The organism is Alicyclobacillus tolerans, assembly GCF_048984885.1.
Lineage (GTDB): Bacteria > Bacillota > Bacilli > Alicyclobacillales > Alicyclobacillaceae > Alicyclobacillus_I > Alicyclobacillus_I tolerans.
On the sequence record NZ_JBMGNK010000002.1, the window covers coordinates 1745564 to 1765865 of the forward strand.

A 20302-nucleotide genomic window follows, 5' to 3' on the forward strand; every position below is an offset into this window, starting at 1 on the left:
GAAGGAGTCTAAGGCGTGGTCAGAGCAAATCGTCGGCGGTGAGTTCTCTCGATGTTTGGCGGGAGGTTTGAGCCAGGGAAGGCCCGTTTTCATCCCATGTGCCGTTTCGCAGATACGCATTCATACGTTGCTTGACTTCTTCCACGGACCAAGGGGCGAGTTCCCGTTGTTTTTGCCATCCAAACACCCTCAGTTCGGCCAATCTGGCCTCTTGCTCCGTAGAATTGGGGTTCTCGATGAACCCTGTATCCGGCCACGGAGCACGAGAGAGTTTGGGAAAATCTCCTTTTGTTTCGATAGAGAGACTCAGACTTCGGTTGTAGACGGCGGTGACAAGTTTGGGCAATTGGGTCAGGTACTCGGACGAAAACGTGTTGCGGGAGATACGGGCGGCCACTTTGGCGCCGTCCGGTCCCTGTTGATTGGAAAACACCGTGCCGATGTTGTCGATGATGTCATCGAGCAGTTCGCCAGAGAATTGTTGGACGGATTGAGTAATGAGACCTAACGCCAGTCCGAATTTACGCGTCTCCCGGATGATGTTGCGCATAGCGCTCACCTGGACCCGGTGGCATTCGTCCACCGCAAGCAGATGGAGTCTGGAGACGTTTGGCGTGCGCTGGAGCGCCACCTGATAGTAGCGTTCGATGAGCGTGCCCATGATTAAATCCATCAGCGTGTGACCGAGGGGTTTGACGTCAATGAGAACGATGTGCCCCTCGTCCATCCACTTTTGTATCGGTAAGGCGAAATCCGGTTGAGCAAAGTAGAGTGCCGGATACCCGGAAACAAACGGTCGGAGCCGTCGCTCTACTGGTGCGATGTGAGCGGGTTTAACCGTTTGTTCGAACGTTTGTTCCCAATATTGACGCAGGATGGGATCGTCGATTTTGCGGGCAACCTGTCTTCTCCAGCCCTCGTTTTTGAGGAGAGGGATCATCCCGGCCAAAACGTGTCGGTCTTCGGGTACGCTTTGCAGAGCCGCGATGGACTTGTCGAGGATTTCATCCAGGCTGGCTCCCCCGCCATACTGTTTTTGCATGAGTTCCAACATGGCGTCGGTGCTGAGGACTTGTAAAAAGTTCATGGGCACGGGTGCATCCTGATTGCCGAAGCTGATGTAGTGTACTTTTTCCCAGAGAGGGCTGTCAGACGGCAACAGTTGCTGCAGGCGCGAGAGGAGGATGAGTACCGTTTCTTCCGCCGGATCGATAAAGGTCAGTCCGGGTGCGCCGGGTTTTTCTTTAACGAAGTCTTCGAGCAGACTTTGCATCATGAAGACCAGTGTGGAAGATTTGCCACTGCCTGTCGCACCTGTAAGAACAAAATGTTCGGAGAGCGCCTTGTAGGTGAGATGCACCAACCGCCCCGATTGCGTGGGGTGCTGGAGATATCCTATGCGAAGCCCCTCGTTCAACTCGTTGGGAGACAGGGTTCGTGCTGCGCTACGGATGGAGAGGACTTGATCGCTTTGCGGTACATGAACAAATTGAGCCAACTCGTGCGCGGTGAGATAAAACGGCTTTTTCCCTTGCACAAAGGCGTTGTGGCCAGCAATCGTACGAATTTTGGCGAGAAGCGTCGGGATCATGACAGGCTTATCAGCTGCGGACACAAGGAAAAACAGGCGTACCTGAAACCAGTCGCGAGACCTGGCCAGACGTTCTTCCAAGCCTGCAACGACCTTTTTTTCATGAGGCAAAAGGACAGGTTTGGGAACGGTAGGACGCCCAGATGCGGTTGCGCTGCGTTGACCACTGCGTCCTGCGGATCGTTGCCAGTCAGAGAGCGCTTCTTCCTTGAGTTCGTTCCAAAACGAAATGACAGGTGATGGTGAGGAGGAGGCAGGTGTTCGCTTTTCCAGGTGTTTTCGAGCGATGCGCTCAGCATCTTTTTCAAAGACCGGTGAAAATTGGACACGAATGCCTGTGCCTTTGGGCAGATTCGCCATCCAGTCCTCTGTGATGTGCGCATAGTCCAAAATAGGCAAGTCAGGCGACTCCAGCGTGATGGAGAGGGCTTCGTGGGATTCAAACTCTTTCAGCCATTCTTTCTCATCGTCCAACCACTCCAGTTGAGAGGGGAGTGTGGCTTCTACGCCGCGCAGGCGATCCAAAGGTGCGGATAGGGCGGTAAACGCGGTGCCGTCCTGTTGGCGAAAAACTGTCCAGGTGAAGGTGGTGTTTCCCTTGACTTGTTGATCGTTCCAAGTGCGACCAAACATGGATAATCCCTGAAGCCACTTCGTGATTTGCGACGCATCCTGCACATAGGACTCCCGAGGGACGATAAGTTTCACGGGATCGGTTGTTGCAACCGATGCAGAGGAGCGAAATCGTTCCGCACGTGCACCCCAAACACCAAGACCGCCCAGTACCAGGAGAACGGAGACATCAACGGGAATCGACGACATGAGCAAGCCCCTTTCCAGTGTTTGTGAAGAAAGGGGTATGGGGCTTCATTCATGAACACTGAACCTCCCCCATAGCTAAAGCCAGGGGGTTCTAAAAGTCTATACCTTTGCACTCTCGCAGGCTCTCACGGTGGTTTGCACCATCGCTACAACCTCCTGCGCCTCATGTTGGGGCAGACTTTCTTTTTCGGACGACCCGCTCTGACTCCGATAGGTTCCGAAGGAGGAAGACGCTGGCCTTCCACTCGCAGGTTGGTTGTACGCCTGTTGCCAAGCCGTCCGCAGGAGCGGTTCCGCACCCTGCCAATGCTCGTAGGCACCAGCCGCTTGCAGGCGTTCGTTTTCCACATGTTTTGCAAGATACGCGCTGAACAGGTCTCGCTGCATCACCACGCCACAATCACAAGCATGGACACGCTCGGATAACCGTTTCTTGTGCTTCTGACCACAAATGCACACTTGTGATAATGTGGTATGGTACGTACTGAATTCCTTCACGCTCCCGCCAGCACTTTCAGCCTTGCGGGTGAGGATGAAGAGAAACAGTCTTGGTGCACGAACGCTGATCGAACGCCCGTACATCTTCTGAAACGCTTTATAGCTGAGTTTTTCGGTCTTTATATGGGGGCCGATTGCAATGACCTGATTCACCAGTTGTCCATGCAGTGTTTTCCGATGGGCTGTTTCCCGACGATGCAGTTCCCTGAGTACCGCTTCGGTTTCTAATTGATGGCGACTTTTCTTCGTTGGGTGTTTCCCTTTTATGGCACGTCCTTTTTCATCGTAGCAATCAGGGTTGTTGGCACGGCGCTGGCGGTCTTGCTTGCGCTGCAACCGACGAATCTTCTTGTGGTCTCTGATGATTTCTTCTGCAAACATGGTTAGTGTTGCTTGGGTATCTCCAACCATAGCGATGGTGGAAGGCCCGACATCCAGCCCCACCGTTTCCTTGCCGATGGGATGAATACGCTCGCCCTTTTCGTTCACTTTGACATACGGAACACCTTCGCAGACAAGTTGCGCGTAGTAGCGAGTTTTTCCACGCACATCCCGTCGAACCAAGCGCACATATTTGACACGGGAGGAAAGCCCGTGTTGAATCATAGGGTCACTCTCTGCCCCTTTCGCCATAGGTAGTTCCAAGCCATTCCACAATACGCGGTCGTTCCGCCAACGGATGCAAGCGGCGTTACTTTTCCCTTCGAGACTGTGAAGACCGCGTTTGCCTTTGAACCGTACCATTTTCGCCTTGCCAAATGCAACCTTTTGCACCGCTTCAAATGCCCGTTTCGCCAGTTTCTGCGCCACATGGGAGTCCAGATGGTCGCCAAGCCACGTGGTACGACGCATTTCATCCGCAAACGCTTCAAGGGCATAGGCGGAAAATCCGTGTGCTTGCCGGACTGCCGCAAAGTGAGCCTGCCGCGCTTTTTTGTCCGTACTTTTCTTGGCTTTTGTATACCATATGGATTGTCTGACAAGGGAGAGCCGTTTTCTGGCTTCACCCAACAACGCATTATACAGTTGGTGTCCTGCTTCAAACCGTGCTTCTAATGTTCGTTCTTGGCGGCGCGTGACTCGCAGAGGAACTTCACACACAAAAGAGGGAGTGTGATCTTTCTTGCTAGACGTTTTTTTGGTTTTCGATGTACTGCTTGATGACGGCAAGCGGGGCACCTCCCACCGTGGAGACGAAATAGGAATTTGTCCAAAGCGTTGGCAAGCGTTTTTTGATCCAAGGAAACTCTTCACGCAAGTGATGGGAACTGCGCCCTTTCATCAACCGAACCAATCGATGGATGCCAAACTGAGGATCGACCTCGACTAAAAGGTGGACGTGATCCGGCTTGACCTCAAGTTCGATGATGTCCGCTTGACGCTCTTCTGCCACTTCACGCAGGATCGCTTTGAGCCGCTCCTCCACTTCGCTAGTGAGTACGCGGCGACGATACTTTGGACACCATACGACATGGTATTTACAAGAGTAGACGACGTTGTGATTGGATTTGTATTCCATGAGAATAGTATATAACAACGGCCTATCTAATGAAATTGAAAAACAAAAGATTCGCCTTGCGGCAAGCGCCTTATATCCCCAGCGCTAAAGCGCGGGGCTTTACGGCGCATTCGGTAAAGGAATTTGATGCTTTCAGGAAGCAGGGGTTGCAGTGGCTTCCTGCATTGCCGATTTCGAGCCAGCATCCGCTAAAACCGTGCTGATTTTGCCAGAAGTGTCATATTCATGAGAAAAGAGCGTGATTCAGACACCTATGGCGAAGAACGGACTCCTCCTCCACGTCAACTTCATGAATCTTGAGCCTCCTGTGACTTACGTGGAAACCTGTTTTTCGCATGAGCGACATTGGTGTCTGAGAAACGCTCTTTCCTCACTACAGGCCAAGATCCCAAAAATCTGTTGTATCCACTCCGTACTCCTTCAACACCGGCCGTAATTTCCGCTCGGTTAAACGAGAAGGTCTTTGACTAGGATGACCTGCCAGCTTGCTCAACGTCGTATGATGAATACCACTCTTTCTAGACAACTCCATCAAGGATATACCGTTTCTCTCCAACCATAGACCAAACCGACTTCTTGGCGGATGAAATTTGCGCATAGTGTTTCTATCACCTCTTCCATCATCCTTTCCCTTCTGCAAATTGTGTAAACGTGCTCATCTTGGACAAACCGTCTTGCATATTCTGGAATACTGGCAGAGGGGATGACGGTACGTGGAAAATGTTGTAGGATAGATACGAACATATGTTCGTTATGTTTGTCACATTTCTTCGTGCTTCGTCGTCATTTTCATACCCGCCTTGCTGATAGAGAAAGAAGGTTCCTTATGAATCCCCAAGTGTACTGGCCCATCGTGGATCAGATTCTGATGCCATCATCACCGATACTGCACGACGAAGATGGTCTTCAGAGTTTGCGATTGGACGTTTGGAAAGCGCTTCGAGAGATGGAAGAGAAAGAAGCCTCTGTATGCCCACCCTTGAAACGTTAGAGGATATCAAACGTTTTGTGATCGCTGTGGCCAAAGCAAAGTCGGTGGACTATTGGCGCAGGGAGAGTCGGTATCGAAATCATGAACAATTGACCTTAAATCAAGCGAATGAGCAAGGTGAGGAGCCCATAGAGACTTTGCCTTCCACGGATGCGGAAAGAGATTTTCAAGAAGTGGAAATGAGGTTGGTTTTGGAGACGTTGCCCGAAAAACAGAAAAGAGTCATGGTGGGTCTCGTTTTGGAAGACAAGACGGAACGAGAGTTAGCGGAGGAACTGAAGGTATCTCAGAGTACGGTTCATCGGCTGAAAACAAAGGCTATTCAGCAACTGCAAAAATTTTTTTGAAAAAAGTGAATCAAAATGGCCAGTCAAAACGGTTTTAAAAGTAGGGGGGATTTTAGAACTGCAAGGGAGGTGCAAAAAAAATGGAACCGTTGTTTACAATCTCTTCCCTGCACACCGTGGATGGTGGAAGTTTGGCCGTCATGCTGGTGGTACAGATGGTGAAAACGTGGCCAGTATTTCAGCGTTTACCTACGCGTTTTCTGGCTGTGATGGTGGGAGAAATGTTGGTGATTTTCACGACAAGACCACTACCTACCCATGTGGGAGGTTGGACAGTGCTCATCCTCAACGGCGTGTTGTTAGCGGCAACCGCCGTTGGAGGGTGGCACCTGGTCACGAAAAGTGTGACCGAAAAAACAAACATGGACTTGAGAGGATGATACCACATGATATGCAAAGAACGCCTTATTGAAGCGTTGACCCAAACGCACAAAGCGTTGATAGCCTATACCAGGTGCGCGGAAATGTTGGAGAACGAGGAAGACCAGAAGCGGTTGGAACAGGTGAGTTTGTTGTTGGCGGAACAGGCCAAGGTTATCCAGGACGAACTGCTTGGCTATGCCCTCTACTGGGAACGTGGACGGGGACATGTGCAAGGACGTGACCGAGCATGACCACCTATACCCCTGAACAAGAAGTAGCTTGGATTCGCAAGATCATACGCCATGCCATGCTAGATGAATATCGGAAGTGGAAACGGTGGAATCGGGAAGTTCTGATACTCAATGCACCAGTGGATATGGAGAATGGTGAAGAACGGATAGAGCAAATACCCGATCCATCATCAATGGCTTGGGAAGAAAAGATAGCCCTTCGTGAAATACTGGTATTAAGTCAATATAGTGGACACCTCAAAACAGAGAAATTGTAAGTTTTAATATTCTGACACGATTACTTTTGTCTCGCTTAGCTTGCCTTGACTCTCGACACTTGGAAATATCTTCTTTCGTACTCAGCCGGTGCTAGAAACCCGATAGATGAGTGTACCCGCTCCCGGTTGTACCAGACCTCAATGTATTCGAAGATCCGTCGTATGGCTTGTTCCCTTGTTTTGAACTTTTCCAGATACACGAGCTCTCGCTTGATGATGCTGTGAAACGACTCAATACACGCATTGTCAAAGCAATTACCCTTGCGGCTCATGCTACCAACCATCCCGTACTCTTGCAGCTTTTCCTGGTAGTCATGAGAGGCGTACTGGCTCCCACGGTCCGAATGATGCAGCACTGGTTCTGTTGGCCTCTGGCGTTTGCAGGCCTGCTCCAGCGCTCCGATGCACAGCTCTTTTGTCATCCGTGCATCCGCACGCCAGCCCACAATCTTGCGGCTATATAAATCCTCCAAGCTGGCCAGGTAGAGCCATCCCTCATCCGTTGGGATGTAAGTGATGTCTGCCATGTATACTTGGTTAGGACGCTCTGCTACGAACGTTTGGTTTAGCACATTATCCTGTACCGGGTAGTCGTGGTTCGAATACGTCGTCGCCTTGTACTTGCGGACTGTGCGGCTCCTAAGCCCATTCTCCCGCATGATGTTGGCCACTGTCTTTTGAGCCACCCGTTCGCCCTCATGGCGCAGGATCTGCGTGATCTTAGGACTGCCATATAGACGACGGGATTTCACGAATATCTGATGGACTCGTTTCGTGATTCGCTTCCGGCGCTTGGAACGCTCACTCTCAGGACGCCTGAGCCAAGCATAGTACCCGCTCCGAGATACCCCCAATATTTTGCACATCTTCTCAACCGAAAATTTGGAGCGGTGTCTGTGGATGAATTGGTACCTTATTTCCGGTCGTTTGTGAAGATGCGCACAGCTTTTTTTAAGATCGCATTCTCCTCTCGCAGTTCACGGATTTCCCGCTCAAGATCCCGTAGGGCCTTCGCTTCCGGCTTGAGGTTCCCGCTCCCGACGAACGGGGTAGAAGGATCCTCCTTGTATTTTGCCATCCAGCCATACAACGTCTTTTGCGAAATACCGAGCTCCCGAGCCACCTGGCTCGCTGGTTTCCCGCTCTCCAAAGCCAATTGAACTGCGTGAAGTTTGAATTCCTTGTCGTATTTCTGTGTCATGTGGCTCACCTCGAATCGCCTTATTCTTACATTCTCGATTCGTTGTGTCCACTATTTCATCCTAACACCAATACTGACGCATCTGCCTCCAAGAGAGCAACAGGTTCTACAAGCTCTGTATGACGAAGGACGTACCCAACGGGAAGTGGCTGAGCAATTGGGAATGAGTCAGATGATGGTGAGCAAAATTCATCGCCAGGCGATCCAACATATCCGAGAGAGGTTATTGTCATGAAATGCTCGATAGAGAAAGTACATTCACTGCTGAATGAAACTGATACGGGAAGAGAAGAAGCAACGGTTCAACTGTATGAGTGTTTTGAAGACGAAATCACGCAAATTTCCAGGATGTTACCGGAGAAAAGCCGTGGAGACGGGAAACAGAGAGCTTGTATGCAATTGGTGTTGGAATGGACGAAAAAAATCCATGCAGATGGTTTTCAAAAGCGTAAGTTCAAACGCTGTAAAGAGTAGAGGGGCAAAACGAAAGCCCCCTCACCACTCCGGCCGGGTGGAATTCAAATTAATCAAAGTTTAAAGGAGCGATTGATAATGGCAACTACCGCTTATCATGGGTTAGATAGTAACTCTAATCCTGTTGACGATTCTTGTTATGATGATTTTTATCTCGGAGAAATGGGAATGGGCGCTTTTATTGGAGACAGTCAAGTTTTTAATTCCTATTATTGCATGCAATTTTCCAATATTGGCGATACTGACAATACTGACAATACAAACAATTATGCAGGTTGGATGGTGAATAACGGAAGAGATAACACGTATGGATATTGGTTTTTACTTGGTCCGATGCTGGCAAACCCCAACAACTCTCAAAGTTCCTATACTTGTAGTAATGGTGAAGTAATCTCTGGGTATGAATCTTATACCGTAGATACACCTTCAGAAGCTTACAATTGGGGTCAAAAGCAAGCACAAACTGCAATAACAGCATGGAATGATAGCAATTTGTACAACAATATCGTTCGGAAAACAATTTTCGGGGATGTTGAACAAGCAAATGCATCCGGATGGTATCCTAGTTCTTTTGGTGTAATTAACGGGTATGAGTACTATGAATTAAATAGACAAGTAATCATTGGTTTTATTGAGAGCCAGTGCCAAAATTAAATAATTGCCGTTACAACAGGTATCTTGAATGTAAGATACGACTCACTTTATTTCGCCAAAGAAAAACGGAATGATCAGAGAACTTTATTACAGGCGTTTCAGAGAGTCCATGGGTCTATCCAAGTCATGTGAATTGTATGTTTATCGATAGTATTTGAATGTTTATACAAGGTAAATCATGGTGGATGAAAATCGTCGAGTTGGTGCTAGATATAAATACGCCACGGAACCCTCTTTTGGTAGAATTAAGTCGACCAAAACCCATTCACAACAAAGGAGAAGCTCCATGGCGAAATCCAGTATATCACAACACGCGCAATCTGGTTTGGTTCCTTTCCCCTTGATTCCCCGTCAATGGGAACAGTATATGGATGTTCCGTTTGTTATCCCCGCACTGACTTTCCCTTGGGACATCTTCCGAAATATTGAGCAGGAATACTACTGGCATCTATATGACTCGTTGCGTGAGGAACGGATAAATCGGTCGGACGGAACCAGCAACGTCACCAACTCTGCTCTTGGGCTAGAACTCCCCACACCAATGGAACAGGCGGTTAATACGTCGACAGTCACGCGAAGTCGTTCAGGCCGCAAGCCTCACGACTTTATGCCTATGATGCGGGCGTTCGAGTTGGCCCGATTGCTATACGTTGAGAGCATGGCTGAGAGTGTCTACCTACAGGTTCGCTCCAACCCGTTGTTTGCTGAAGCTTGCGGGTTTACAGGCAAACTCCCCAGTTACCGCTCGTTTGCCCGCTTCGACGAAATCATGACAAACTTCGGATTATGGGATAAGGCTCGACGGCTGGTCGTTGCGTTCAACCTGAAGCAGGGTGTGTTAGAGGTTGAGGATACCTTGGTCGCCGATACAACGCATGTTGAAGCGGAGGCGACCTACGGAAAACAGATGAAAACCTGTCGCCACAAAGAAGACTGTGATTGCCCTGCCGTCCCCACGGACGATAACGTAGGCATTGTTCGTAAGAGTAACGCCGTATCCTACATTGGCCACAAAGTTTCGTTACTCAGTGGCGCCAAGGGACAACTTCCACTCACCCGAGAAGTGTGCAAGGGAGAGGAATACGATGCCTTTACCTTGCTACCTACACTTGAGCGATTCAAAGCTGAGTTTGAGGAACAGGTACAGTCTGTGCAATATGTACTTGCCGATGGGATTTACCAGAGTCCAAGGAACCAGCAGGCAACAAGGGATGTACTTGGGGCAAAACTGGTTGCTCCCATTAATCCCAGGGGTCGCCAGGACAAACCGAGCGATGTCCGTGGAATTGATATGATTGACCGCTACGGGGTGCCACATTGCATTGCTGGACACAAGATGGAGTTAAAAGGATCCGACCTCAAAAAGGAGCAGTACATATTCACGTGTCCAGTTCACAATCCTCAGGCGAAACAGAAAGGGCTTGTCTGCCCGCACCACAAACACATCCAGTGCTGTAGCGGTGCCACCCAGGGTCGGGTGCTTCGGGTTGATTTTGAGACAACACCTCAGGTTGACCCTGAGTTCCCACAGCACAGCCGTACATTCGATACGTTGTATGACGCCCGTACAGGGATTGAGCGAATTATTGGGATGCTGAAAGATGGATACAGTTTACGGCGTGTGCACAAACGTGGACGTAAGGCGGTAGAGGCTCACGTTGACCAGTGCATGCTCTGTATGCATGTGATGGCATACTGCGCCTACACTCAAACTGGAACAGTAAACCGCGGGTGGACACGAAGTCGACTGAAGCGGGCTCAATGACAACAGCCATCACAAAAACCTTGATTGGCAGACCTTATCCACAGTTTTCGTGCGTCCATTTTGCCAATGACGAACATATCCACAGTCATGGAGCAGAATCACAGTGAGTTTCCTCTAATTTTGGACGATTAGAGTTTACTTCTCGTTGCTCCGTTAGACCACGAAAGCAATTTTGGCATCGGCTCTGAGGAACTCATTAACTCTGGTTATCCAGCTGGTATTTACACAGATCCATATGATTGGAATACTATCACCAATAGCTGGACTGGTCTTGATAGTTATACAAGTCACTTATGGGTTGCTGATTGGTCAGCAAGTGGATGTTTACCTACTTGGAATGCTCCATCAGTTGGTGGAGTGGTTGCGCAAATTTGGCAATATAGTGGAGGTTCATTAGATCTGGATGCAGCTATTTCGTTACCATCTTAAATTTTTGTACAGCAAGAGGATCATATGATCCTCTTGCTGTACAAAAAAGCTATTGAAAAACAGGATAACTTTTTGATAAACCAGCTATCTCCAAACTATATCCACCCATTCTGATTCCTGACATTTCTTTTACCATATTAGAAGATACAGTTTGGTTTGGCAGTAAGGTTCCATTGTATAAATTTAATGCATATACGGGATTGCCTTGTGCTGGGCTAGGAACATAAAAAACAACATAGTCTCCTGTAAAGTTAGTAATCCAAATGCGATTTGGAAAAACAAACGCTTCACTTTTTTTCCCGTAATCAAGACCAACTATATATTTAGAACCGCCTGTTTGTTTGGCAATTTCTAAGGCAAAAACTTGCTCTTTTAAAGTTCCATTCCAAAAATCAACCATTTTAAAACTGTTTGAATTAAATTTCGAATTATTTTTTGTCACAATATAGCTTCCAAATATAGATAGATTCTGATTAGGTACAGAACGATGAATGTTTTTACTATTAAATGGCATGGGGCCATGAGTGTTAGCATAGTTTGCTAGCTCTGTTGCTGATAAAGTATTCATATTGTTGTTATCAGAATATTTACTATTCATTACATTAGAAGGCAAAGATGTCGATTTCTTTAAATGAGCCTTAGTTTTTAATGAAGTTGTATTTCCAGATTGAGTAGCTATCTTATTCTGACCAGATGAATTTGAAGTCGTCGATTGGAAATGAGATTGGATTTGACTTCCACACCCGGTCACCGTCAAACACGTCAATGCAAGCATAGACGCCGTCAGTCCCCAGATTCGTTTTTGCACAAAAACCACCCCTAGTTTCGATTGTTCACCTGTATAGACGTACCCGCTACACATTTTGTGACAGGAGCATTTTTCCATCCACACGGTATATCTTCGTGACCGCAGAGCGTGTTCTGTCGGTTACAGGCTTGTTCCAACGTCCTATTTTGGTTACAATATCCAAAAACGGAAGTGAACCTACATGCGTATACAGGATACACGCTTTGTGGTGCTGGATACAGAGACGACAGGTCTAGACCCAACCATCCATCGGATTGTGGACATTTCACTGGTCGAGGTGAGCAAAAACGGCATTCGCCCACTCTATCAGACGCTTGTCAATCCCCAACAAACGATACCGCCGGAAGCTTCGGAAGTGCATCACATCACCAATCGACAAGTCAAAGACAAACCCACATGGGAAGAAGTGTGGCCAACCATTCTGACGCATATCCAGGACGCTGTACGGGTGGTCCATAATGCCAAGTTTGATCGGTCTTTCTTGCCGGAAACCCATCGTCCGTGGATCTGTTCCTACCGTTTAGCTCGTCATTTGTGGCCAGAAGCACAGAAACACACCAATCCATACCTGCGTTATTGGCTTGGTCTTGAACTCGACGCGGATATGGCACATAGCGCAGCGGATTGGTAAGAAGATGTTCTTGTGTACTCGCTCGATCGTACGTTCGCACTCGAAATGAATTTGAGGTATATGACCTTCCTTTTGTGACAAAAGGTTGAAAATTGTCGGAATTTGTAGGAAGATAAGGTAGGAAGAAATTTCAGAAATGCGTATCAAAGCATACCAATGGAAACATTGGGACGCAAAGCTACGGGTCTAAGGGTATGTGCCTAGGATCGCCGGGTTGCCGCATAGGGCGAGAAGAACGAGGGGGCCATCCGTAGGAAACGGGTGGCCCTCAAACGATAGAGGGGTGGGTAAGATACACATGGTACAAGATTCACACATCAAAAATGGTAAAATATCCCTCGGGGGGGGGGGGGGGTATAAACTGTCTAATCGACCAAATATACCCACTTCCGTTTTGCAAAGTATCTTATCCAGTATTCAAAGAGGACAACTAGATGTGGTGTTTCAACCTATCGTTCATCATCGCAAAGAGCACTTTTTTGCGTATGAATCGTTAAGTCGCCCTCAATGCGAGGGGAAGGGGATACCGCCGGATGTATGGTTTCAGGCTGCCTATGAATATCAACTATCTACTGAAATCGACCGGCTAGCCTTATCAATGAGCTTGAAGAAACGTTTGGAGTTGCCAGCAAAATGGCAATCTAAACCGATTTTTGTCAATGTTAGTCCCCATAGTCTGACGGAGCGTGCCTATTTGGAGGAATTAGAACATCTGTTGCAAGAGAGTCATTGCCCGCCCAGCCAACTTATCTTTGAAATGATTGAATACATAGCTTATGATCCGAAAACCCTATTTGAGATGTTACGACCCTTACGTTCTCTAGGCGTTCGAATTGCTTTAGATGATATGGGTGTCGGACATGCCAATTTGTCTACCTTGGTGATATTGGAACCCGATTTCATCAAAATAGATCGTTCACTCATTCAAAACATTCATCTTTCAGATAGAAAACAGCGGTTACTATCTCATCTATTGTGTTACATGGATTCCGGAGAAAAAGTGATTGCCGAGGGCGTAGAAAAGATAGAGGAGGTACAAATCACTCAACAACTGGGCATCGATTTAAGTCAAGGATACTACTGGGCACGACCTATGGCTGTGGAAGATTGGGCGATGATGACTCCCTCAACCTTTCTGAATACTTCCTATTCGATTGGAGGGCAGGTCAACTGAACCGAATCCAGGTAAATTAGATGGATTCGTTTTCAAATTCGTGTGTTTGTCCGGTTCCATGAAGACTCGTTTAGCATGTTTTAATGCTAAAGGAGGGTTGAAAAATGCTCGATGGACTGACACGCTGGGCTATTGTATTTTTGATTATCTTTGTATTGTTCTTTTTGCTGGTACCTACAGCCGTGACGACCTGTAAGACTGTACCTGTTGCCTGAGGCTACACAAGTCATTCGCCACAGTCTGGGCTTTCTTGACTGTGGCTCATTCAAGTTAGTATTTCATATATTGCTGTAATTGCTGCGTACAATGACGACAGACTTGCTGCTCGTGAAACCATAGAAGATCTTCTGTATTCTTACAAAAAACACATCCCGGTACATATTTCTGAAGAATCAAATTCTCCTCATCTAACAAAAATTCAAGTTCATCTCCGCACTCTATGCCTAAACTCATTCGTAACTCTTGGGGAATGACGATTCTTCCTAATTCATCGACCCTCTTGGTCATTCCTGTATCCAGTATGTCTTCCTGCACACAGGTTCCCCCTCTCATGGGAGTGGCCCACGCACGGTGAAGCGTGAGCCCTACGGTATCGAAAGGATGTGTTTCTATATTTATTCTGTGCTCCGAATATTGATTTTATTCCAACATACGCATTTCTTTGGATAGGAATCCTTTTTCTTTCGAACATGATAAAATTGATAAAATGAGACAGCATTCGCACTAGAAAAGGAAGGTTCGTATGAAAGAAATTGTTGAAGAATTGCCCAGACTGGCTCCCATCATGAAAAAATTGTTACAGGAGCATGTCTTGGTCGGCCCAACACTCACACATGTTTCCGTTGCAACAATGACTTCGCATCATCAACAGTTAATTCATCAAGAGGCTCGGCGGTTAGTCCGACAATATTGGCCTGAGCACTGGTTTGCCCGTCCAGCCATTCAACCCTACTATCAGAAAGTCGTTGCCACAAATGCGATGATTGACGCGATCACCAGCACAGCTGCCTTTTATGCGCATTTACGTCTGGGTCAGTCCGGGCTCGAAGGTAGCATGATACTGGTAGCTTCGAAATTACTGGAAACGAGTATGAAGCGATATTCTCCTGAAACGGTGTTTGCTCTTGCATTTCTTGTTAATGCATATGATGACTATCAGGCAATTCAATATTATCAGCCTATGTTAGTTACAGATTTTGTGAGTGGTCAATATCATCGTCCCTGGGCTTCTTATCCGTTGGAAGAAGAATGTAAACTCATCTTGGATTATGGTGTTGCAGAATGGGTATCTTCATCGGATCGTTTATCCATTCGTTTAACAAAAAAAGGAGAAGACCATCTCAAGGAATTTCAAGCTTTTCTACAGGAAACCGGTTTCCTTGAAAAGCGTGCTGCACTCAATCGGTTTGCCGGTTTTGGTCAAATGGAAGATTATGATGAGATCATGAATCGTCTTTCCAATGCGAAGGAATTACGTGCCGCACTTTTGGAAAATGCTCGCTTGCAACCGAATATGCACGTATTGGAGCTTGGCTGTGGAACAGGCATGCTCACTTTGGATGCCGGACTTTACAAAAAAGTAGGTTTGTTTGGGCAAATCACGGCGATTGACCCCTCGCTGGGTATGCTGAATCGAGCGATGAAGAAGCCCTATTCGGGCGCTTCTGTAAAATTCTTGCAGGCGACAGCCGAGGAATTACCCTTTGAAAGTAATACTTTTGACGCAGCGGTAGGTTTTCTCTTTTTGCATTTTACAGATATCCCTCAAGCTTTACGAGAAATTCATCGTGTATGTAAACCAGGAGCGTGGTTGACCACCATATATGGTCTCCAATTTCCACAAACCGAACCCTTTTTAGAAGAGTGGTTAGCTCCCATCTTTCAACAATCACGATCAATGTCGAAGGATTCAGTGGATCGTATGCCGAAGGAGGATACTATTCGGAATATTCTCTCTACATTGGAATGTACTTACGAAGAGGTCACTTTGGAACCTGTTGAAATCCTGGGGAAGACCTATGAGATTGACCAAATCATTCGGTTTTGGTTTCAAGCTGGCAACTTTTTTGAGCCGTTCATGAGAAATTTGCCTTGGAAAGCTCAACAAGATCTCATTCAACAGCTTACCGAGCGAGGATATCGTATCCAAGAAAAATACGGAGAGGAAGGTATGATTCAACATCACCCGGGCCAGTTTTTGCAAGCACGTGTCATCAAATCCACTTGTTGAAGGATGGTGTCTGATGAAATCGTTTTACTGCATTTACTGCCAGGATCTTTGTTCAATCGAAAAAAATATACGTATTTTTCATACCGGATTTATTCGCGTTGAACAGGTAGACTATGCCATGGGGATTTGCTGGGATCATAGGTTGGATGAAGCCAAAGAGGAGAAATTTCCCACAACTGAGCCCTTAGGGGACTAGAAGTTCTATAGTACTTGAAAAGTCGAAGATTTGAAGGGAAATGCGGATTCCCTTGATTGGAGGAAGAACTATCGCCTTTTTTGGTGTTTTTCCTGATTCTGTGGGGAATACCGTTGAAAACAAAGGAAGAAAGCTACCAGAATTACGAGAAAGACGGAACTACCGATATATCCTATCAGGCAGGCTTCGATGCCCGTAAAAGAACGACTGAGAATAAAAGTAGTGACCGTAAGCAGAGGAAGGAAAAAGATGAGCATATAGGTTTGGTGTTTTTCCGGATTCCAAAAAGTTTCCATTGCAAATCCCAAAGAGATGGCTATCCGCATCAATGTACCCATGGCGGCAAGTCCGAGTCCATACGTGTCAAATCGATCAATGAGAATGAGATCCATAGATCGGAGGGTTTCTTCTGTCGGAAACAAAAAAGTTTGAGCCCATTCTAAACCATAGATTGAGATAACTCCCATAGCAGGAATAATCATCATAATGGCATTCAGGATGATACCGATAGCCCACCAACGATACAATAATTTTTCTGAAGGATGTTGATAGGGTAATTGAAAAAGGAGTGATAGACATTCGGTCCACATACAACAAGAGACCCCTAAGCCTATCCAAACGGGATGCCATCCGTGCTCGAGAAGAGGGAGCCACTCCATCCAATCTTTCGAATGATGATCAATCAGAGAAACAGAGATTCCCGTCAGCATGGCCAATCCTGCTAAAAATGTGCCTGTCCAATAGATAGCTTGTTGACCCCTCGATAAACTATAGGCAACGATCAACATTAAAAAGATGATCAAGATTAGTGTAGGCGTATTCGATAAAAAATTAATTTTCACAAAAGAAATAAACAGGGTAGATGAGAGGATAGCGAGTGCGACATTGTACAGTAAAAAGTAACTTTTAAAAATGGTGAGTAAAGGTTTGGGAAAATGGTTTGTGGATTCCCATAAAGATTTTCCTTGACGCAAAACGACGATATGTACGCTCCATCGAGCTAAACCTAAAAAAAGAAGACTTCCCAAAAGGATACTGATCCAAATGTCACGACCGCCCGCCTGGAGTAAGGGGGCCACCATAAATAAATGTCCCATGACGGGAAGAGTAATGAGAGATAATAACGTAGCCTCAAACGGTCGAATGGCCAACAGGGTATACTTCCTTTCTGAATTTAATAGGGGAGTTTGAGCCAACGAATTAACCCGGGATGCATAATGGTTACTACGGGGTGAACATGAATATCTGCTTTTTGAAACACATCGTTCCAATGAGATGCGTATTTATGCCACACACCAGGTTGTTTTCGATAGACCATAAGTCCAACACCCAGTGCATCAGTCTGGTCTTTTTGTTGCAATTTTTGCAGAGTTTGCTGGCAAATTTGTTGAACCGTTTGGTTAGCCTTTTCTTCGAGTTGATGAAGATGTTGAGGATTCCAACTGTCTCCTTTTTCACCATCTTCAGCCAATGTTCCACGCAATCGAAGGGTATATTCTACGTGAAGCTGCCCATTAGAAAATTGAAAATGTTTCTCCACTTTTTCACGAGTGATTTCAACGACACTTCTTTGATGCGACTCTCCGATTTCCAAACTCCCCCCTTTTTCTTGACCGAGCAACCATATGAGACCTTGCGTTTCCGTAGTATTGAGTTCATCGACCATATGGTTTTTTTGAATGAGCGCAGTTCCTTCGTATTCCACGGTCATTGGCTTTTTCTTGGCATGTAAATGGAGCATAGGCAAAAAGCTACAATACGGAGGTTCATGGAGAGCTTTCAAACATTGGATCAGATCAACGGTAACATAATTTGATACAAAGCGAATGTTTTCCATGCCAAAGGATAATGGAAAAGATACTTCAGGTTCTAACCAGGTCGCGTTCGTCAAAATATCTTTGACAGGATCATCGGTGACAAACACGTAAGCGCGAGAACGAGGTTGCTGATCTCGATACCAAATATCTAAAAACCAGTCTAAATCGTGCTTAGCCATAGATTGTGATATCACGACGGCTTTGGCATGAGTAAAAAGGAGGCGATGCTTGGTCTCACGGATCACGTTTCGTTCGATATCAAAAGCCGTCATACCGTCCCTCACAATGAGCGTGTGAAGACGACTTTCTCGGCTGCTCCCTTCTTGTTGCTGTGCTTCTGTTTCTTCGATAGAAAGCGGAACCAAATATAATCGCACTTGATGATTGTTGAGTTTTTCTGCCCCTACCGTAGAGACCATAGAGACATATTTGAGTTCTGTACCTTCTCCGCAACCCGTGAGTCCGAGACATATCCCAAGGATGCTAAGGCAAGTGATCCATACGCTAGTCTTTGGACGATTCATTTTTTCCATCCCACTCTTTGGCGATCATGTAACGAACGCGGATTTCTGGATAACCAGCGAATAGGGAATTTCACAAATCCATCTCTCCAATCTTTGAGATATAAAGGAGCCAAGGGTGCCAAAAAGGGCGAATCGAAGGACGTTAGACTGACGACATGAACCAGTACGCCAAGCATAAAGAGAATGACGCCATATAACCCCAAAAAGGAAGCGACGATGATATTGGCGATGCGCAAAAGAGCAATCACATCCGCTACGGGTGTCAGGGTAAATCCCGTAATGGCTGAAAAGGCGACAACAATGATGGTGGGTGGACTGACGATACCGGCATCGACAGAAACTTGACCTAAAATCAGAGCGCCAACGATACTGACAGCTGAACCTACGGATTTCGGTAAACGAATTCCGGCTTCACGAACAATTTCAAACATCATGATCATAATGAGAATTTCCAGGGTGATCGGAAAAGGCGCTTTCGCACTGGATTCCTGTAATTTGGGGAGTAATGCGGTTGGGATCATTTCTTTGTGAAAATTTAACATAGCGATGTAATAAGCAGGTAAGAGAATGCTGAAAAAATAACTTAGGGTCCGAAGTAAACGAATGAAGGAAACATAATAGGGACGAGAAGTATAATCCTCTGTATTGATAATTGATTCAATAAACAAATGCGGCATATAAAGTGCGGTTGGATCCCCATCGAGGAGTAGTACCACACGCCCTTCTAAAATTTGAGCAGCGGCTTTATCCGGCTTCTCCGTATTTCCAATGGTCGGAAAAACTGACCATGGTGCATCCTCAATCCATTGTTCGACTTCACCAGAGGATAAAACATCCTTGGTTTGAAGTTTTTGAAGACGAGAACGAACTTCTTCCAGTAAGGAGGGTTCTGCACGAGAACGCAGATAAAACATTTTGAGTTCGGAAGGAATCTGTGAACCCAGTATGAAAGATTCCATGCACAAATCAGGGGAGGGAAGCCTTTTTCGTAACAGAGAAGCGTTGGTCTCCAAAGATTCGACAAATCCTTCATGGGCTCCGCGGACAGTCGTCTCACTGGGGGGTTCCTCAATTCCACGTTGTAGCATACTTTGAACAGGCATGGACAAGGCGTCCGTAGCGCCCTCGACACATAGAAGAACGTGCCCTTTGAGAAGCTTATGTTCGAGTTCAACTAAGGAAGAAGAGAGTTGAGCCTGCTTGATAGGTAAGCGTTGTCGAATGGCATCCCATATAGAGTGTTGGTGTATGAATGGCTCTCGTGTGAGGGGTTCAAAGACTCTCCTTTGAAGTTCACCAGCATTCACTGAACTTTCAAGCCAAATCCATAAGATAGAAATTTTTTTTTTTTTGCATCCACAGATGATCATAAACGACTTGGAGATCGGCATCTTCTAACCGTTCTAAAAACCATTGGGCGTTTTGGGTTATATGCCGAGAAACTTTGGACATAAAATCTCTCCTCCAAAACAGGGATATTTTAACTTGTCTCGATGCTAGCTTTTTTATGCATGTAGACGGTGAAATTTAGTGTTGATACGGGGTAGCGTTAAGCTGAAGCGTAGACAAGCAATGGAGGCTTACAAGTTGATGAATCAATATAGATTGTCAGTTTGATCTGAATGTTGAACTATCCTAAGGATAAATGGGGAGAATTCACCCCCATACAAGTACATTTTTTACTCCGTATGAATGTTCATGGCTGAGTTGAATGAGACAAAGTAGAAATTTTTGAAATGGCTGATTCTATAAATTTCTTC

General features: G+C 46.4%; 24 protein-coding genes and 1 riboswitch. Of the genes, 13 read left to right on the forward strand and 11 right to left on the reverse strand.

Going from position 1 to position 20302, the window contains the following annotated elements:
- Nucleotides 1–19: 19 nt before the first annotated feature.
- The 4 genes from ACOJUR_RS08705 to ACOJUR_RS08720 all read right to left on the reverse strand — a co-directional run bounded on the left by ACOJUR_RS08705 (nucleotide 20) and on the right by ACOJUR_RS08720 (nucleotide 5028).
- Nucleotides 20–2413 (reverse strand): ATP-binding protein, encoded by a 2394-nt coding sequence (locus ACOJUR_RS08705; protein WP_420949783.1) that lies wholly within the window; start codon nucleotides 2411–2413, stop codon nucleotides 20–22.
- Nucleotides 2414–2512: 99 nt separating this feature from the next.
- Complete coding sequence (locus tag ACOJUR_RS08710) at nucleotides 2513–4081, reverse strand: RNA-guided endonuclease TnpB family protein (protein ID WP_420949784.1); 1569 nt, start codon at nucleotides 4079–4081, stop codon at nucleotides 2513–2515.
- Entirely contained in the window at nucleotides 4038–4430 is a 393-nt protein-coding gene (gene tnpA, locus ACOJUR_RS08715; protein WP_420950527.1) for an IS200/IS605 family transposase, read from the reverse strand. Before tnpA ends, ACOJUR_RS08710 begins: the two co-directional genes overlap by 44 nt.
- A 373-nt stretch (nucleotides 4431–4803) precedes the next feature.
- Nucleotides 4804–5028 (reverse strand): transcriptional regulator, encoded by a 225-nt coding sequence (locus ACOJUR_RS08720; protein WP_420949785.1) that lies wholly within the window; start codon nucleotides 5026–5028, stop codon nucleotides 4804–4806.
- 228 nt (nucleotides 5029–5256) lie between these two features.
- Here ACOJUR_RS08720 and ACOJUR_RS08725 point away from each other — a divergent pair, with 228 nt between their 5' ends.
- From ACOJUR_RS08725 to ACOJUR_RS08745, 5 genes are all read left to right on the forward strand, one after another.
- A complete protein-coding gene (locus ACOJUR_RS08725; RefSeq protein WP_420949786.1) occupies nucleotides 5257–5421 on the forward strand; it encodes a hypothetical protein in 165 nt (54 codons plus the stop codon).
- The gene (locus ACOJUR_RS08730) at nucleotides 5400–5768 is read left to right on the forward strand and encodes a sigma-70 family RNA polymerase sigma factor (RefSeq protein WP_420949787.1); all 369 of its coding nucleotides are present in this window, start codon (nucleotides 5400–5402) and stop codon (nucleotides 5766–5768) included. The genes ACOJUR_RS08725 and ACOJUR_RS08730 overlap by 22 nt, the downstream gene beginning before the upstream one ends.
- A gap of 80 nt (nucleotides 5769–5848) precedes the next feature.
- Complete coding sequence (locus tag ACOJUR_RS08735) at nucleotides 5849–6148, forward strand: hypothetical protein (RefSeq protein WP_203115742.1); 300 nt, start codon at nucleotides 5849–5851, stop codon at nucleotides 6146–6148.
- A gap of 6 nt (nucleotides 6149–6154) precedes the next feature.
- On the forward strand, nucleotides 6155–6382 hold the full coding sequence (locus ACOJUR_RS08740) for a hypothetical protein (protein ID WP_420949788.1): 228 nt from the start codon (nucleotides 6155–6157) through the stop codon (nucleotides 6380–6382).
- On the forward strand, nucleotides 6379–6639 hold the full coding sequence (locus ACOJUR_RS08745) for a hypothetical protein (protein WP_420949789.1): 261 nt from the start codon (nucleotides 6379–6381) through the stop codon (nucleotides 6637–6639). The genes ACOJUR_RS08740 and ACOJUR_RS08745 overlap by 4 nt, the downstream gene beginning before the upstream one ends.
- 35 nt (nucleotides 6640–6674) lie before the next feature.
- Here ACOJUR_RS08745 and ACOJUR_RS08750 read toward each other — a convergent pair.
- A protein-coding gene (locus ACOJUR_RS08750) for an IS3 family transposase (protein WP_420949712.1) occupies nucleotides 6675–7840 on the reverse strand; the annotation gives its coding sequence in 2 pieces (ribosomal slippage) (nucleotides 6675–7582 and nucleotides 7582–7840; 1167 coding nt in all).
- Between ACOJUR_RS08750 and ACOJUR_RS08755 the strand changes: the two genes are divergently transcribed.
- From ACOJUR_RS08755 to ACOJUR_RS08775, 5 genes are all read left to right on the forward strand, one after another.
- The gene (locus tag ACOJUR_RS08755; protein ID WP_420949790.1) at nucleotides 7839–8075 is read left to right on the forward strand and encodes a sigma-70 family RNA polymerase sigma factor; all 237 of its coding nucleotides are present in this window, start codon (nucleotides 7839–7841) and stop codon (nucleotides 8073–8075) included. The two genes, ACOJUR_RS08750 and ACOJUR_RS08755, sit on opposite strands and share 2 nt — an antisense overlap.
- Entirely contained in the window at nucleotides 8072–8314 is a 243-nt protein-coding gene (locus tag ACOJUR_RS08760) for a hypothetical protein (RefSeq protein ID WP_420949791.1), read from the forward strand. Before ACOJUR_RS08755 ends, ACOJUR_RS08760 begins: the two co-directional genes overlap by 4 nt.
- Nucleotides 8315–8392: 78 nt before the next feature.
- On the forward strand, nucleotides 8393–8968 hold the full coding sequence (locus tag ACOJUR_RS08765; protein ID WP_420949792.1) for a hypothetical protein: 576 nt from the start codon (nucleotides 8393–8395) through the stop codon (nucleotides 8966–8968).
- Nucleotides 8969–9254: 286 nt separating this feature from the next.
- The gene (locus ACOJUR_RS08770) at nucleotides 9255–10733 is read left to right on the forward strand and encodes a transposase (protein ID WP_420948996.1); all 1479 of its coding nucleotides are present in this window, start codon (nucleotides 9255–9257) and stop codon (nucleotides 10731–10733) included.
- 235 nt (nucleotides 10734–10968) lie between these two features.
- A complete protein-coding gene (locus ACOJUR_RS08775) occupies nucleotides 10969–11130 on the forward strand; it encodes a hypothetical protein (RefSeq protein ID WP_420949793.1) in 162 nt (53 codons plus the stop codon).
- Between the two features lie 81 nt (nucleotides 11131–11211).
- On the opposite strand, the gene ACOJUR_RS08780 is transcribed toward ACOJUR_RS08775, so the two are convergent.
- On the reverse strand, nucleotides 11212–11970 hold the full coding sequence (locus tag ACOJUR_RS08780) for a hypothetical protein (protein ID WP_420949794.1): 759 nt from the start codon (nucleotides 11968–11970) through the stop codon (nucleotides 11212–11214).
- Nucleotides 11971–12151: 181 nt separating this feature from the next.
- On the opposite strand from ACOJUR_RS08780, the gene ACOJUR_RS08785 reads away from it, so the two are divergent.
- Both ACOJUR_RS08785 and ACOJUR_RS08790 read left to right on the forward strand, forming a co-directional pair.
- The gene (locus tag ACOJUR_RS08785; protein WP_420949795.1) at nucleotides 12152–12601 is read left to right on the forward strand and encodes a 3'-5' exonuclease; all 450 of its coding nucleotides are present in this window, start codon (nucleotides 12152–12154) and stop codon (nucleotides 12599–12601) included.
- 137 nt (nucleotides 12602–12738) lie between these two features.
- A riboswitch (cyclic di-GMP riboswitch) is annotated at nucleotides 12739–12823 on the forward strand.
- Nucleotides 12824–12995: 172 nt separating this feature from the next.
- Entirely contained in the window at nucleotides 12996–13775 is a 780-nt protein-coding gene (locus tag ACOJUR_RS08790) for an EAL domain-containing protein (protein WP_420949796.1), read from the forward strand.
- Between the two features lie 270 nt (nucleotides 13776–14045).
- On the opposite strand, the gene ACOJUR_RS08795 is transcribed toward ACOJUR_RS08790, so the two are convergent.
- Nucleotides 14046–14309 carry an AbrB/MazE/SpoVT family DNA-binding domain-containing protein gene (locus ACOJUR_RS08795; protein ID WP_420949797.1) on the reverse strand — a complete coding sequence of 88 codons (264 nt, stop codon included), beginning with the start codon at nucleotides 14307–14309 and terminating at the stop codon, nucleotides 14046–14048.
- Nucleotides 14310–14517: 208 nt separating this feature from the next.
- Between ACOJUR_RS08795 and ACOJUR_RS08800 the strand changes: the two genes are divergently transcribed.
- A complete protein-coding gene (locus ACOJUR_RS08800) occupies nucleotides 14518–16005 on the forward strand; it encodes a class I SAM-dependent methyltransferase (protein WP_420949798.1) in 1488 nt (495 codons plus the stop codon).
- A 264-nt stretch (nucleotides 16006–16269) separates the two neighbouring features.
- Here the strand turns inward: ACOJUR_RS08800 and ACOJUR_RS08805 are convergent, their stop codons facing one another.
- The 4 genes from ACOJUR_RS08805 to ACOJUR_RS08820 are packed head-to-tail and all read right to left on the reverse strand — an operon-like array spanning nucleotide 16270 to nucleotide 19994.
- Complete coding sequence (locus tag ACOJUR_RS08805) at nucleotides 16270–17352, reverse strand: GerAB/ArcD/ProY family transporter (protein ID WP_420949799.1); 1083 nt, start codon at nucleotides 17350–17352, stop codon at nucleotides 16270–16272.
- A gap of 23 nt (nucleotides 17353–17375) precedes the next feature.
- Nucleotides 17376–18542, reverse strand: coding sequence for a Ger(x)C family spore germination protein (locus ACOJUR_RS08810; protein ID WP_420949800.1), 1167 nt, complete (start codon nucleotides 18540–18542; stop codon nucleotides 17376–17378).
- The gene (locus tag ACOJUR_RS08815) at nucleotides 18539–19849 is read right to left on the reverse strand and encodes a spore germination protein (protein ID WP_420949801.1); all 1311 of its coding nucleotides are present in this window, start codon (nucleotides 19847–19849) and stop codon (nucleotides 18539–18541) included. The genes ACOJUR_RS08810 and ACOJUR_RS08815 overlap by 4 nt, the downstream gene beginning before the upstream one ends.
- Nucleotides 19850–19856: 7 nt before the next feature.
- Nucleotides 19857–19994 carry a hypothetical protein gene (locus ACOJUR_RS08820; RefSeq protein WP_420949802.1) on the reverse strand — a complete coding sequence of 46 codons (138 nt, stop codon included), beginning with the start codon at nucleotides 19992–19994 and terminating at the stop codon, nucleotides 19857–19859.
- Between the last annotated feature and the right edge of the window lie 308 nt (nucleotides 19995–20302).